Origin of the sequence: Bacteroides sp. UBA939 (assembly GCF_002293435.1) — a bacterium.
Taxonomy (GTDB): domain Bacteria; phylum Bacteroidota; class Bacteroidia; order Bacteroidales; family Bacteroidaceae; genus Bacteroides.
In genome coordinates, this window is sequence record NZ_DBDF01000053.1 from 255 (window position 1) to 15837 (window position 15583).

Below are 15583 nucleotides of genomic sequence, written 5' to 3' on the forward strand. Positions count from 1 at the left end.
AAAACAGACCGAAAACAAACTCAAAAGAATCTGATAAAAACCTTAAAAAGGAAAATCAAAACAGTTTCTAAATATAAATATGTATATTTGCAATCTAAAATAGAGAATGAAAAGCGCCAAAACAAGCCGGTATAGAACAAGAAAGCTCTAAATCAGCCCAAATGAAACAGAGAAGCCGTGAGTTATTAACAAAAACGGTGACTTATCAACAGATATTGCAATCTTTCTCTCTTTTAGTAGGCGCTATTTGGAATTATCGCTTATTTCGCTGCCAATAAACATTATAAATATGGGAAAAATTATTGCTATGGCAAACCAAAAAGGTGGTGTAGGCAAAACAACAACTACAATAAATCTTGCCGCCTCGCTTGCCACATTGGAAAAAAAAGTGCTCGTTGTGGATGCTGACCCGCAGGCAAACGCCTCCTCCGGTCTGGGAATCGACATCAAGCAAGCGAAATGTACTATTTACGAATGCATTATTGACCGCGTCAATGTTCGCGAAGCCATTCACGACACGGAGATTGATACACTGAAAGTGATATCCTCCCACATCAATCTGGTAGGCGCCGAGATAGAAATGCTCAACCTCAAGAACCGCGAAAAGATACTCAAAGAAGTACTCGCCCCGGTAAAAGAAGATTTCGATTACATCCTGATAGACTGTTCGCCCTCGCTGGGACTAATCACCATCAACGCACTCACGGCAGCCGACTCCGTAATTATCCCCGTACAAGCAGAATACTTCGCGCTGGAAGGCATCAGCAAACTGCTGAATACAATCAAAATCATCAAATCCAAACTCAACCCGGCACTCGAAATCGAAGGCTTCCTGCTCACAATGTACGACTCACGCCTGCGCCAGGCCAACCAGATTTACGACGAAGTAAAGCACCACTTCCGCGAATTAGTGTTCAACACCGTCATACAGCGCAACGTCAAACTCAGCGAAGCCCCCAGTTACGGCTTGCCCACCATTCTCTACGATGCAGAATCAGCAGGCGCCAAAAACCATATAACGCTCGCCCAAGAACTGATCAGCCGCAACAATTAACCAATAAAGAAGAACCATCATGGTACAAAAAAGAAAAGCATTAGGACGTGGACTGGACGCTCTGCTCTCAATGGACGAAGTGCAGACCGAAGGCTCTTCTTCCATCAACGAAATAGAACTCGCAAGGATTTCCGTCAACCCCAACCAGCCACGCCGGGAGTTTGACGCCACAGCCCTTCGGGAACTTGCCGACTCAATCTCCGAAATAGGCATCATCCAGCCCATCACCCTGCGCAAACTCTCGGACGATGAATACCAAATCATTGCCGGAGAACGTCGCTTCCGCGCTTCGCAGATGGCAGGACTAACCAGCATACCCGCTTACATCCGCACTGCCGACGATGAAAACGTGATGGAAATGGCGCTCATCGAAAACATCCAGCGCGAAGACCTGAACTCCGTGGAAATAGCCCTCGCCTACCAGCACCTGCTGGAGCAATACGGACTGACCCAGGAACGGCTCAGCGAACGCGTAGGCAAAAAACGCACCACCATCGCCAACTACCTGCGCCTGCTCAAGCTGCCCGCCCCCATACAGATGGCGCTCCAGAACAAACAAATAGACATGGGACACGCCCGCGCGCTCGTAACATTGGGCGACCCAAAGATACAGGTCAAGGTTTACGAAGAAATCATCGAACACGGATACTCCGTGCGCAAGGTAGAAGAAATCGCCAAATCACTGAGCGAAGGTGAAACCGTGAAAAGCGGCGGACACAAAATCGCCCCCAAACAAGCTAAACTGCCCGAAGAATTCAACATGCTCAAACAACAGCTATCGGGCTTCTTCAACACCAAAGTGCAGTTGACCTGTTCGGAGAAAGGAAAAGGAAAAATCAGTATCCCGTTCAATAATGAAGAAGACTTGGAACGCATTATCGGCATACTCGATACGCTAAAGAAATAAATGACGAAAAGAAGAAGAATATATCAATGGAACATCGCCCTGCTGCTTTGCCTTGTGCAGACGGCAGGGATTGCCATGTATGGGCAAGACCGCCCGCGCGCCGCCGCCAAACGGACACAGCGGACGCAACGGGAACAAACCGACAGTCTTAACCTACATTCCGCCACCCCCGCCTCGCAGCATCCCGCAACAGAGAGCGTCACCGCTCCGGACAGCATCGACGCAGCGAAAAGCATTGCCGTAGCGGACAGCATCGCCGCCGAAAACAGAAAACGTATGCAGGAAATGACAACTCCGCAAACACCGTCCGTTGCACCGGCGGACAGCCTGCACGAAGTCATTAATAAGAAAGTATTCATTCCCAACCCCGTCAAGGCAACATGGTTAGCCCTGATTATCCCCGGTGGAGGGCAAATATACAACAAGAAATTCTGGAAACTACCTATTGTATATGGTGGCTTTGCCGGTTGCGCCTATGCCCTTACATGGAACGGTAAGATGTACAAAGACTACTCGCAAGCATACAAGGACGCCGCCCAAAACAGGTGGGAATCCACCAGCATCACCGACTTGTTGCCACCCGGATACGTTCAACCCTCCCGCTACTCGCAAATAACGGACATCCTCCGGAGACGCAAAGATACATACCGCCGGTACCGGGACATGAGTATCTTCGCCTTTATAGGGGTCTACCTTATTTCAGTAGTCGACGCCTACGTAGATGCCGAACTATCCAATTTCGATATCACGCCCGACCTTAGCATGAGAGTAGAACCGGCTATAATCAACAGCCAATACTACAACCAGAGCAGCAGTATCTCCGGAAAGTCCGTCGGCTTGCAATGCAGCCTCCGGTTTTAATCAATATAGCTAATCAATATGGCTATACTTAATAATAACCACGCATAAAGAATAAACTCATTAATATGAAGAAGTTAATCGTTACTCCATTTCTGTTCTGCCTGCCGCTTTTCTCCACCTGGACGCAAGCGCAGGAAAGTGTAGACGTACTTATCCACGAGAACGGAACAGAGCGGCAAGAAAGCATCGAACTACCCCAAAGCATGACCTATCCGCTGGACAGCCTGTTCAGCGACTGGCAAGCAAAGAGTTATATCAACCCCAACAAAGACTGCTACACTTCTACAGAAAACCCGTTTTTCAGTGACTCGGTCTACATCGATCGCCTCAGCCGCATTCCCGCCATAATGGAAATGCCATACAATGATATTGTACGCAAATTCATCGACAGGTACACAGAACGTCAACGCAGCCAGGTATCATTCATGCTGGGCGCCTGCAACTTCTACATGCCTATCTTTGAAGAAGCTCTCGATGCCTACGGACTACCGCTCGAGCTTAAATATCTGCCTATCATAGAATCCGCCCTCAAGCCTTCTGCCAGATCGCGCGTGGGCGCCTCCGGCCTGTGGCAGTTTATGCTGAACACAGGAAAGATGTACGGATTGGAAAGTAACAGCCTCGTTGACGAACGCTATGACCCTATAAAAGCCACTTGGGCTGCCGCGCGCTACCTGAAAGACCTGTACGACAGGTATCAGGACTGGAATCTGGTAATCGCCGCATACAACTGCGGCCCGGGCACTGTCAACAAAGCCATACGCCGCGCCGACGGCAAGACCGATTACTGGGAAATCTATAACTACCTTCCCAAAGAAACCCGTGGATACGTACCCGCTTTCATCGCCGCCACCTATGTGATGACATACTATTGCAAGCACAACATCTGCCCAATGGAAACCAGTCTTCCCACTGCGACGGACACCGTACAGGTTTCCAGGAACCTGCACTTCAAACAGTTGGCCGACATCTGCGGCATCAGCCTTGAAGAAATAAAAAGCCTCAACCCCCAATTCAAAAAAGACATAATTCCCGGTGATACGAAGCCACAGACACTGCGCCTTCCGGTAAGCAGCATCGGCGCATTCATAGACAATCAGGATACTATTTATGTGCATCGCTTCGACGAGCTATTCAAAAATCGCAAGACAGTAGCCGTTACCGAAACCAAAACAACAAAGCGCGCCACAGCCGGCAGCGGAAACCTGACATACCACAGGATACGCAGCGGCGAAACACTGGGCGGTATCGCACAGCGCTACGGCGTCACAGTCAAGCAGCTTCAAAACTGGAATGGCATGCGAAACACTAAGATTTCGGCAGGAAAGCAACTGAAGATATACAAATAAAAACATAAACGTTTGTACAGTGTTGGAATTTGCTTACTTTTGTAACAAGTGATAAAACGAGTGAAAAAGGAGAATCAGCGCATGGAAGAGAATGTAGGTCAAAAAGACAAGGAAAAGGTTGAAGAGGAAATGATTGAACAGGCATTCCAAGAACTGTTGAACGAATATCTGGCAACCAAGCACCGTAAACGTACTGAAATTATCACAAAGGCATTTAACTTTGCCAATCAGGCGCATAAGGGTATCAGACGCCGTTCAGGCGAACCATACATTATGCACCCCATTGCTGTGGCTCGAATTGTATGCAAAGAAATAGGCTTAGGCTCTACTTCCATCTGTTCCGCCCTGCTGCACGATGTAGTAGAGGACACAGACTATACGATAGAAGATATCGAAAACATATTCGGCCCGAAAATCGCCCAGATTGTAGACGGACTGACCAAGATTTCCGGCGGTATATTCGGCGACCGCGCTTCGGCGCAAGCAGAAAACTTCAAGAAACTGCTGCTGACAATGTCCGACGATATCCGCGTGATTCTTATTAAGATAGCCGACCGCCTGCACAACATGCGTACGCTTGGCTCAATGTTACCCAACAAACAATTCAAAATTGCCGGCGAAACCCTTTATATATATGCACCCCTCGCCAATCGTCTGGGTCTGAATCAGATTAAGACAGAACTGGAGAACCTGAGCTTCAAATACGAACATCCTGAAGAATATCACGAAATTGAAGAAAAACTAATAGCTACGGCTACCGAACGTGACAAAGTATTCCAGGATTTCACCGACCCCATACGTGCGCAATTAAATAAAATGGGATTGAAGTGCAATATTATCGGCCGCATTAAATCCATCTACTCCATCTGGAACAAGATGCAAACCAAGCACGTGCCGTTCGAAGAAATCTACGACCTGCTTGCTGTACGTATCATCTTCGAGCCACGCAATCCCGACGAAGAGTTAGATGACTGCTTCAGCATCTATGTAGCCATCTCCAAAATATATAAACCGCACCCCGACCGCCTGCGCGACTGGGTAAACCACCCCAAAGCAAACGGATACCAAGCCCTGCACGTCACTCTTATGAGCAACAACGGACAGTGGATTGAAGTGCAAATCCGCAGTGAGCGCATGAACGACGTAGCCGAGCAAGGTTTTGCCGCGCACTGGAAGTACAAAGACGGCGGCGGCGAAGACGAAGGAGAACTCGAAAAATGGCTGAGTACCATCAAAGAAATACTCGACGACCCGCAACCGGATGCTATCGACTTCCTCGATACAATCAAGCTAAACCTCTTCGCATCTGAAATCTTTGTATTTACCCCAAAAGGTGAAATCAAAACGATGCCGCAGAACTCCACGGCATTGGATTTTGCTTTCTCCCTGCATACCGATATCGGTAGCCATTGCATCGGCGCCCAAGTAAACCACAAACTCGTACCTCTGAGCCATAAGCTACAGAGCGGCGACCAAGTGGAAATTCTCACCTCCAAGTCACAACGCGTACGGCCGGAATGGGAAACATTTGCCACCACCGCCCGCGCCCGTAGCAAAATAGCGGCAATTCTCCGTAAGGAACAAAGAGCCTACCAGAAAAAAGGTGAACTTCTGCTGAGCGATTTCTTAAAAAAAGAAGAACTGAGACCGGACGACGTGCTGGTAGAGAAACTCGTTAAAGCGCACAACATGAAGAACCGGGACGAACTACTCGCCGCAATCGGATGCAGTAAAATCGTTCTGGGCGACATGGACAAGAATGCGCTGAAAGAAAAACAAGGTACCAACTGGAAGAAACTCCTCACATTCTCGTTTGGTAACAATAAAGAGAATAAAGAAACAGTCGAAGAAAAAACACCGCAAGAGAAAGAGAAAATCAACACGAAGAAAATCCTGAAACTGACGGAAGAAAACATCCAGAAGAACTATATCATGGCAGAATGTTGCCATCCCATCCCGGGTGACGACGTACTGGGTTACATTGATGAAAACGACCGGATAATCATTCATAAACGCCAATGCCCCGTTGCCGCCCGTTTGAAGAGCAGTTACGGCAACCGTATTCTTGCTACGGAATGGGATACCCACAAGGAACTATCTTTCCTTGCAAACATTTATATAAAAGGTATAGATGCAGTGGGATTATTGAATGAAGTAACACAAGTCCTCTCCCGCCAGTTGAACGTAAACATCCGCAAACTGTCCATTGAAACAACAGACGGTATCTTCGAAGGAAACATCCAACTGTATGTACATGACGCAGATGATGTGAAAACTATTTGCAATAACCTGAAACAAATTCATAATATCAAGCAAGTGACCCGTGCGGAAGGATAAAGGTTTTAACAGGTATATTCATCTATATACAATATAAAATAACTACTTTTGCACCGAATATCAACGGGCTACTTTATTATCAATAAGCTACACTATGATTATTGGCAAATATATAAATTTGGAGACTCTCCAGAAGATATTGTTTAATAACGAAAAAATAATTATTTCAGATGAATGTATTCAAGAGGTAGATAAGAGTTTCAACTTCTTGAAAAGCTTTTCGAGTGATAAGGTTATTTACGGAATAAACACCGGATTCGGACCTATGGCGCAGTATAGAATCGAAGACGAATCATTAATAGAACTACAATATAACATCATCAGGAGCCACTCTACAGGAGCGGGCAAACCATTACCTCCACTCTACGCAAAGGCAGCAATGATTGCCCGGTTATACACATTTCTTCAAGCAAAATCAGGTGTACATATAGAATTGGTAAAGTTACTGGAAAACTTTATCAACCTAAATATATCTCCATATATACCGGAACATGGCAGCGTAGGCGCCAGTGGCGATTTAGTACAACTGGCCCATATAGCATTGACACTGATTGGAGAAGGAGAAGTTTTCTATCAGGAGCAACTGCAACCTGCTGCGCAGGTACTTCTGAAAAATCATCTCAAACCTTTCTCCATACATCTGCGCGAAGGGCTTTCCGTTACAAACGGCACTTCTGTTATGACTGGTATCGGCATTGTCAATCTGATTTACGCCCGCCAACTGCTCAATTGGTCGATATGCGCTTCAGTCATGATGAATGAGATTGCCGCATCCTACGATGATTTTACCTCCCAGCCACTAAACAATGCCAAACATCACAACGGACAAAAGAAAATAGCCGAGGCCATGAGAATTTGGATGGCAGACAGCAATTGTATGCGCCAAAGAGAAAACGAATTGTACGACCGGAAGCATGAAGAGAAGATTTTTGAGCATAAAGTACAGCCTTACTATTCATTGAGATGTACTCCACAAATATTAGGTCCTATTTATGACACCTTAATGAATACGGAAGAAGTACTCATCAATGAAATCAACTCGGTTTGCGACAATCCTATTGTAGACCCGGAAACACAAAACGTCTATCATGGCGGAAACTTCCACGGAGACTATGTTTCTTTTGAAATGGACAAACTGAAGATTGCCATTACCAAGCTCACCATGCTTAGCGAACGCCAACTGAACTATTTGTTCCATGACCGCATCAACGGAATTCTTCCTCCTTTTGTAAATCTGGGGGTATTGGGGTTAAATTACGGGTTGCAAGCCTCACAGTTTACGGCAACCTCTACCACAGCCGAATGCCAGACATTGTCCAACCCGATGTATGTACACAGTATCCCAAACAACAATGACAATCAGGATATTGTAAGCATGGGCACTAACTCCGCATTAATAGCGAAAACCGTCATCGAGAACTCTTACCAAGTTATGAGCATCTTGTTTATGAGTCTCGCGCAAGCGGTGGACTATTTAAAAATACAGAATAATTTAAGTACGGAATCGCATCGAGTATATAATGAGATACGGGACTTTTTTCCTGTATTTATCAAAGATACTCCCAAATACAAAGAAATAGAAACAATGATTAAGTACCTGAAAAATAAGAAGTTCAAATTATAAATGAAATACGCATTAATTACAGGCGGAAGCCGGGGCATAGGACGGACTGTCAGCATAAAACTCGCAGAAATGGGATACACAGTGCTGATAAACTACCAAAGTAATGATAAAGAAGCAGCAAAAACCCTGCAACTGGTTCGTGAAAAAAGTGGAGACGGAGAACTATTGAAATTTGACGTTGCCAACCCAATCGCAGTGACTGAAGCATTAAATACTTGGAGCGCCTTGCATCCGGACGCCTACATTGAGGTACTGATTAATAATGCCGGTATCCGTAAAGACAACCTTCTTCTCTGGATGACCAAAGAAGAATGGAGCGATGTATTAAACACCGGTCTGAACGGTTTCTTCCACGTAACCCAAGCGCTACTTAAGAATATGCTGGTGAAACGTTTCGGACGTATTGTTAATATCGTTTCTTTGTCGGGCATCAAAGGTATGCCCGGACAAACCAATTACTCTGCTGCCAAAGGCGGAATAATTGCTGCAACCAAGGCATTGGCACAGGAAGTTGCCAAGAAGCATGTCACAGTCAATGCCGTAGCACCCGGATTTATCCGTACGGAAATGACTGGTGACATCAACGAAGACGAATGGAAAAAGCATATTCCCGCAGGACGCTTCGGCGAACCCGAAGAAGTGGCTGACCTCGTAGGCTTCCTGGTATCTCCACAGGCTTCTTATATAACAGGCGAAGTAATTTCAATCAACGGAGGACTGTACACATGAGAAGAGTTGTCATTACAGGTATGGGAATCTACTCGTGCATCGGTAAGAATTTAGACGAAGTAACAAACTCATTATATAACGGGAAATCAGGAATCGGTATTGACCCCGTACGGAAGGAACTGGGATATTTATCCTCACTAACCGGTTTGTTGGAACGTCCTGAACTCAAAAAATTATTAGACAGACGGAAACGCCTTTGCTTGCCCGAGCAAGGAGAATACGCCTATATGGCAACCATAGAAGCATTCCGGAATGCAGGTATTGACGAGGCTTTCCTGGAAGAAAATGAAGTCGGAGTACTTTTTGGAAATGATAGTAGTACCGCACCGGTTATCAATGCCGTAGATATCATCCGCGAAAAAAAGAATACCGTTTTGGTTGGTTCAGGTTCCATTTTTCAGTCTATGAATTCTACCGTGTCCATGAACTTGTCAGTCATATTCAAGCTCAGAGGGGTGAACTTTACCATCTCCGGCGCCTGCGCAAGCGGTTCCCATGCCATAGGAATGGGATATTTGCTCATCAAATCAGGATTGCAGGATTGTATCCTGTGCGGAGGCGCACAAGAGGTGAACCCCTTCTCCGTAGGCAGTTTCGATGGTTTGAGCGCTTTCTCCACGCGGGAATCCGAACCTTGGAAAGCATCCAGGCCATTTGATAAAAATAGAGACGGACTCGTACCCAGCGGTGGAGGCGCCAGCTTGGTTCTGGAAAGCTACGAATTGGCTGTGAAACGAGGCGCTACCATATTGGCGGAAGTCATCGGTTATGGCTTCTCTTCAAACGGAGAACATATATCCGTCCCGAATATCGACGGCCCGAAACGTTCGTTGCAAATGGCCATCCGGGATGCAGGAATCGGATTGGATGAAATAAGATACATCAATGCACATGCCACCTCTACTCCGGTGGGAGACCTCAATGAAGCAAAAGCCATTGCAGAGGTATTCGAAGGGCATCATCCATACGTGACCTCCACCAAGTCAATGACCGGCCATGAAATGTGGATGGCGGGTGCCAGTGAAATTATCTATTCCACCCTGATGATGCGGAGTAATTTCATTGCTCCCAACTTGAATTTTGAAGAACCGGACGAAGCGTCTGCCTTGCTCAACATCCCTGCCCGCCGGATAGACACCGAATTTGACGCATTCCTGTCGAACTCTTTTGGGTTCGGTGGAACAAACTCCACATTAATTATAAAGAAAATAAAGTAATATAAAGTATGACCCACGAAGAAATCATTGAAAAGATAAGGGAGACCTTATCCGAGGAATTTGAAGTAGATATCGATCTTATTCAACCTGACGCTCCGCTCATGCAAACCCTTGAGTTAGACAGTCTGGACTTAGTAGATATGGTAGTATTGATTGAGAAGAACTTTGGTTTTAATGTTACCGGACAGGATTTTGTCGGCATTAAAACATTCCAGGACTTCTACAATCTTGTCATCACCCGTATGGCTGACAATAAAAACGAATAATAAGATGTGGAAAGGCAAAACCCGTGGTGGTGTATCCGGGTACCTGTTTTTCATTTATATGATCAGGTATCTGGGGATTAAGGCCGCCTATGGTTTCCTCACTCTAATCGTACTTTATTTTATACCGTTTGCTCCTAAAGCAACTAAAAGTATCTGGCAATATTCCCGCCGTATATTAAAACGGAATCATAGAGATTCGATACACCTTTTACTGATGAACTATTACCGCTTGGGACAGATACTCATTGACAAGGTAGCCATTGGGAATGGAATGATCAACAAGTATCATTTCCAATTTAATCACTATCAGGAATTTCTGGGAATATTAGATAGCGGCCAGGGAGTAGTCATGATTGGCGCACACATTGGAAATTGGGAAATAGGAACTCCCTTTTTCAATGATTACAGCAAGAGAATGAACGTGGTGATGTACGACGCCGAATTTCAAAAGATTAAAGACATTTTAAAAAAGAACGGGCAGAAGCAGCCATACAAAATAATAACAGTCAACGAGGATAATCTGGCGCATATATTCCAAATAACGGAAGCACTGAATAACAAAGAATATGTATGCTTCCAGGGAGACCGTTATCTGAATGCCGATAAGCTGTTAACCTGTACATTTATGGGTCAGGAAGCCTCTTTCCCTATTGGCCCTTTCTTGTTGGCAACCCGCATGAAAGTACCGGTTGTATTCTATTTTGCCATGAGAGAAGTCAAACAAACCTATCGTTTCCACTTTATACCGGCAGAAAAAGTAATCGGCTCAAAAGAAAAAAGAGCCGAACAATTATTGTTGGATCAGTACGTAAATGCCTTGGAAAAAACACTCAATCAATACCCCGAACAATGGTTCAATTACTATCCTTTCTGGAAGTTACCCGAACATAAAAACCAATAAAATGAAACTATTCCCTTCTCTACAAAAGAAATATACCAAAGAGCGGTTTACGGCTGTACAGGCACAGCGGTTAGCACAAGAAATAGCTTTTGGCCCCATCGTATTCCAAGTATCACGCCTAATGTTGAAATTCGGTATCTTCCGCTTGCTTTCTGATAACCGTGGAGGCATGTCGTTGGAACAACTTAGCCAAGCTACCGGACTATCACGGTATGCTACGCAAGTTTTATTGGAAGCCTCACTCACTATCGGCACCGTGTTGATAAAAGACAATCAGTACTTACTGGCAAAAACCGGATGGTTCTTGCTAAATGATGAAATGGTACAGGTGAATATGAGCTTCAACCAAGATGTTAACTATCAGGGAATGTTCCATTTAGAGGAAGCATTGATTCACGGACACCCGGAAGGTCTGAAGGAGCTGGGCAACTGGCCTACTATCTATGAGGGATTATCCTGCCTGCCTGAACAAGTACAGAAAAGCTGGTTTGGTTTCGACCATTTTTATTCGGACAACTCCTTCGACCAGGCACTCGAAATAGTATTCAATCACTCACCCCGAACGCTGCTCGACGTAGGAGGGAATACCGGCAGATGGGCTGCGAGATGCGTGCAATATAATAAGGAGGTAAACGTAACCATTATGGACTTGCCTCAGCAATTGGAAATGATGAAGCTAAAAACGGAAAATACTCCCGGATGTGAGCGAATTCACGGATATGGTGTGAATCTGCTCGATAAGCATGTTCCTTTTCCCGAAGGATTTGACGCTATCTGGATGAGCCAATTCTTGGATTGCTTCTCCGAAAAGGAAATCATCAGTATCTTGTCTCGTGCAGCACGGTCGATGTCCGCAAGCGGAAGACTTTATATCATGGAAACATTCTGGGATCGGCAAAAGTTTGAGACTGCCGCCTATTGCCTGACACAAATCAGTCTCTATTTCACCGCTTTGGCTAATGGTAACAGTAAAATGTACCACTCGGATGATATGGCACGATGTATCGACGAATCAGGGTTGGAAATAGAAGCAATATATGATAATCTCGGCTTGGGACATAGTATCGTAAAATGTAAGCTGAAATGAAAAAGGCTCCTATCATACAAGGCAAAGAAGTTCAGAACTTGATACCGCAACGTTCCCCAATTGTTATGGTAGATGCTTTCTATGGCATTGAAAACAATTGTTCCCATTCTGGGCTTACAATCACCGCCGATAATATATTCTGCCAGGAAGGTAAATTGCAGGAAGCCGGAATCATCGAACATATCGCCCAGTCGGCGGCGGCCCGAATAGGATATATCTACCGGCAAAAAAATGAACCGGTGCCATTAGGATTTATCGGTTCGGTAGACAAACTGACAATCCACCGTTTACCGAAAATCGGGCAGGAATTGTCAACTGAGATTACGGTCATTCAGGAAGTATTCGACATAACTCTGGTAGCAGCCTGCGTAAATACCAAGGAAGGAATGGTCGCAGAATGCCGGATGAAAATATTTTTAGAGAAACGATGAAACAGAAAACGAATTTACATACAGCCGCACTCACTGACAATACCACCATTAAGGTACGTTTCAGTGAAGTGGATTCCATGCAAATAGTATGGCATGGAGAGTATGTCCGTTACTTTGAGGACGGAAGAGAATCTTTCGGAAAACACTACGGATTAGGATACATGGATATCTACCGGGAAGGATATATGGTGCCTATCGTTGAATTAACTTGCCAATTCAAACAAGCATTGTCGTTCGATGAAGAAGTCATTATTGAGACACGGTATATCCCTTGCGATGCTGCTAAAATCAAATTCGAATATGTACTCTACCGGGCTACTGACAATAATATAGTTGCTACCGGAAGCACTACTCAAGTCTTCCTAAACAAAAACAGAGAGTTGGAACTGACAACCCCGTCTTTTTATCAGGAATGGAAAAAGAAATGGAAAATCCAATAACCGTATACATTACGGCAGACTCCCTAATCAGTTCCTTAGGATTGAATACCCAAGAGAATGTGGAAGCTATCCGGGAATACCGAAGCGGAATCTCTATGCATAAAGCCGGACTTATTTCTGATGAACCAATATTAGCTGCGACAATTACTCCCCGCCTTTCAGATCTTGTAAGAAATTTAGGCTCTTATACACGATTGGAACAATTATTCATACTTACAATCCAGAAGATACTCTCCTATTCCGGAATCAGTTTGGCAAACAAAGATTGCGGCCTTATCCTTTCCACCACTAAAGGTAATGTTGATATATTAAGCGACCATCCCACAGAACCGGACTCCAGGGTCTTTCTATGGGAAATGGGGAAAAGGATAGGTGAATACTTTTACGCAAGTAACCGGGTAGAGATAATCTCCAATGCCTGCATATCGGGAGTATCTGCTTTGATAATAGCTAAACGATGGATAGAATCCGGAAGATATAAAAAGGTGATAGTAGCAGGCGGGGATATCCTTTCTCATTTCATTACCAGTGGATTTCTCTCTTTCAAATCGGTCAGTTCCGGAATATGCCGGCCTTATGATGCACGCCGGGATGGTCTTAATTTAGGAGAAGCCTGCGGGGCTGTTTTATTAAGTTCGGAAGGAAGCGATACGGATATCATACTGTCAGGAGGAGCTATCAGTAATGACGCCAACCATATATCCGGGCCATCACGCACAGGAGACGGACTTTATTTTGCTATCCGCCAAGCCATGAAAGAAGCAACAGTTACTGCCCAAGATATCAGCTTCATCAATGCGCACGGAACAGCCACTGCTTACAATGACGAAATGGAATCTAAAGCAATTCATCTGGCCGACCTGGGAACTGTTCCCGTTAATAGCCTGAAATCCTACTTCGGCCATACGTTAGGAGCATCAGGAGTAATTGAAGCTATCATCTGTATCCACGAATTAAAGGAGAAAATACTATTCGGTACATTAGGTTACGAAGAACCGGGGGTTAGCATGCCTATTACGATACATGCCAAACATCAGGAAAAACAGATGAAACATTGCATAAAGACAGCATCCGGATTCGGCGGATGCAATGCGGCCATTATATTGACACTCCCCGAATATCAAAAACAATCTCCCCAAAAGCAACAATCAGCGAACATCCATACTGCGACAATCCATACTACAACAACCGTTTCCATTGAAAACGGCAATTTGCAAGTTAATGGCGAACTCCTTCTCTCATCATCTATCCCTGACTTCGCACCATTTATTCGAAAAGCCTACAAACATACAGGGAAAAGTGACATGAAATTCTATAAAATGGACGACCTTTGTAAACTGGGATATACAGCTACCGAATATCTGTTGGCAGGAAAGAGTTTTCAACCGGAAGAGATAGGAATATTACTGGCTAATTCGGCCTCTTCATTAGATACGGATATCCGGCACCAGACAATCATCAACGAAGAGGGAGACCATGCTGCCAGTCCGGCAATATTTGTCTACACCCTGCCTAACGTTGTAGCCGGTGAAATATGTATCCGCTACAAAATACAAGGAGAAAATACTTTTTTCATTGAAAAAGAATTCGATGCCAACCAACTGGAAGAATACGCACGGATTGTTATGAAGAAAGGGAAACTGAAAGCTTGCATTATAGGATGGTGCGAACTCCTAATGGGAGAATACAAAGCTGATTTCAGACTGATTGAACTTGCAAGTTTTAATCTGTAAATCCCCCACACATGATTTTGTTCGCCTGATATCCCATTAGCTCAGCAGGGCAAACGCATCAAAATGAATAATGAGAATTTAGCGCAAATGATAAACAAGAGTATCTCTATTCCTGTACATTCTATATGTTCATTTTGATGCAGTTCCCCTGTTATCTCACGGAGAGACTTGCGAAATTTGAATTCTTTTATTATATTACGCGCATGTACGTGTACGCGCGCATTCCCAGAGTTTCTCCACTTTACCCTCACGCCCTCACTCTTTTTCTTGTATCCTTTTATTCATCGGGGTTTCAGCAGGTGAGAGTAGGAGTGAGAGTAGGCGTGAGGGTAGAAGTTACTCTCACCCTGCGTATCGCCCTGATTTTGATGAAATGCAAGTGTTCCGTAAATGTAATGCAAGTGTTCTGCAACCGGAGGAAAGACACCTATCTTGCTGTGATTTTGTTCACTTTGCAATACGCAGTCACAGTGCCCGGACGGGATATATATGGTTCGCGGACGAGATATATGCGGTGCTCGGACGGGATATATCTCGTGTTCGGACCGCATATATCCCGTGTTCGGACCGCATATATCCCGTGCTCGAACAGCATATATGCGGTGCAAACGCCCCTCCCCCGTTACGTAAGCATTCGGCTTAGTGCA

At 44.9% G+C, this 15583-nt stretch carries 14 protein-coding genes; all 14 read left to right on the plus strand.

Annotation, left to right across the window (positions count from 1 at the left end; genetic code table 11):
- Positions 1 to 289: 289 nt before the first annotated feature.
- The 14 genes from B2Z67_RS03615 (at position 290) to B2Z67_RS03680 (ending at position 14936) form a co-directional block, all read left to right on the plus strand.
- The gene (locus B2Z67_RS03615) at positions 290 to 1054 is read left to right on the plus strand and encodes a ParA family protein (protein WP_291528456.1); all 765 of its coding nucleotides are present in this window, start codon (positions 290 to 292) and stop codon (positions 1052 to 1054) included.
- A 19-nt stretch (positions 1055 to 1073) separates the two neighbouring features.
- Entirely contained in the window at positions 1074 to 1961 is an 888-nt protein-coding gene (locus B2Z67_RS03620) for a ParB/RepB/Spo0J family partition protein (RefSeq protein ID WP_414630776.1), read from the plus strand.
- A complete protein-coding gene (locus tag B2Z67_RS03625) occupies positions 1962 to 2822 on the plus strand; it encodes a DUF5683 domain-containing protein (RefSeq protein WP_291528457.1) in 861 nt (286 codons plus the stop codon). It begins immediately after the preceding gene.
- Positions 2823 to 2866: 44 nt separating this feature from the next.
- Entirely contained in the window at positions 2867 to 4171 is a 1305-nt protein-coding gene (locus B2Z67_RS03630) for a lytic transglycosylase domain-containing protein (protein WP_291528468.1), read from the plus strand.
- A gap of 81 nt (positions 4172 to 4252) precedes the next feature.
- Positions 4253 to 6508 (plus strand): RelA/SpoT family protein, encoded by a 2256-nt coding sequence (locus B2Z67_RS03635; protein ID WP_291528469.1) that lies wholly within the window; start codon positions 4253 to 4255, stop codon positions 6506 to 6508.
- Positions 6509 to 6602: 94 nt separating this feature from the next.
- Positions 6603 to 8132, plus strand: a complete 1530-nt coding sequence (locus B2Z67_RS03640; protein ID WP_291528458.1) for an HAL/PAL/TAL family ammonia-lyase — start codon at positions 6603 to 6605, stop codon at positions 8130 to 8132.
- Positions 8133 to 8861: a 3-oxoacyl-ACP reductase FabG gene (fabG, locus tag B2Z67_RS03645; protein ID WP_291528459.1), complete on the plus strand. Its 729-nt coding sequence runs from the start codon at positions 8133 to 8135 to the stop codon at positions 8859 to 8861.
- Positions 8858 to 10078: a beta-ketoacyl-[acyl-carrier-protein] synthase family protein gene (locus B2Z67_RS03650; RefSeq protein WP_291528460.1), complete on the plus strand. Its 1221-nt coding sequence runs from the start codon at positions 8858 to 8860 to the stop codon at positions 10076 to 10078. Before fabG ends, B2Z67_RS03650 begins: the two co-directional genes overlap by 4 nt.
- A gap of 8 nt (positions 10079 to 10086) precedes the next feature.
- Positions 10087 to 10344: an acyl carrier protein gene (locus B2Z67_RS03655; protein WP_291528461.1), complete on the plus strand. Its 258-nt coding sequence runs from the start codon at positions 10087 to 10089 to the stop codon at positions 10342 to 10344.
- Positions 10345 to 10348: 4 nt separating this feature from the next.
- Complete coding sequence (locus tag B2Z67_RS03660; protein ID WP_291528462.1) at positions 10349 to 11245, plus strand: acyltransferase; 897 nt, start codon at positions 10349 to 10351, stop codon at positions 11243 to 11245.
- A 1-nt stretch (position 11246) separates the two neighbouring features.
- The gene (locus B2Z67_RS03665; RefSeq protein ID WP_291528463.1) at positions 11247 to 12332 is read left to right on the plus strand and encodes a class I SAM-dependent methyltransferase; all 1086 of its coding nucleotides are present in this window, start codon (positions 11247 to 11249) and stop codon (positions 12330 to 12332) included.
- Complete coding sequence (locus tag B2Z67_RS03670; protein ID WP_291528464.1) at positions 12329 to 12763, plus strand: hydroxymyristoyl-ACP dehydratase; 435 nt, start codon at positions 12329 to 12331, stop codon at positions 12761 to 12763. The genes B2Z67_RS03665 and B2Z67_RS03670 overlap by 4 nt, the downstream gene beginning before the upstream one ends.
- Positions 12760 to 13203: an acyl-CoA thioesterase gene (locus B2Z67_RS03675; RefSeq protein WP_291528465.1), complete on the plus strand. Its 444-nt coding sequence runs from the start codon at positions 12760 to 12762 to the stop codon at positions 13201 to 13203. The genes B2Z67_RS03670 and B2Z67_RS03675 overlap by 4 nt, the downstream gene beginning before the upstream one ends.
- The gene (locus B2Z67_RS03680) at positions 13188 to 14936 is read left to right on the plus strand and encodes a beta-ketoacyl synthase N-terminal-like domain-containing protein (RefSeq protein ID WP_291528466.1); all 1749 of its coding nucleotides are present in this window, start codon (positions 13188 to 13190) and stop codon (positions 14934 to 14936) included. Before B2Z67_RS03675 ends, B2Z67_RS03680 begins: the two co-directional genes overlap by 16 nt.
- The last annotated feature ends 647 nt before the right edge of the window (positions 14937 to 15583 follow it).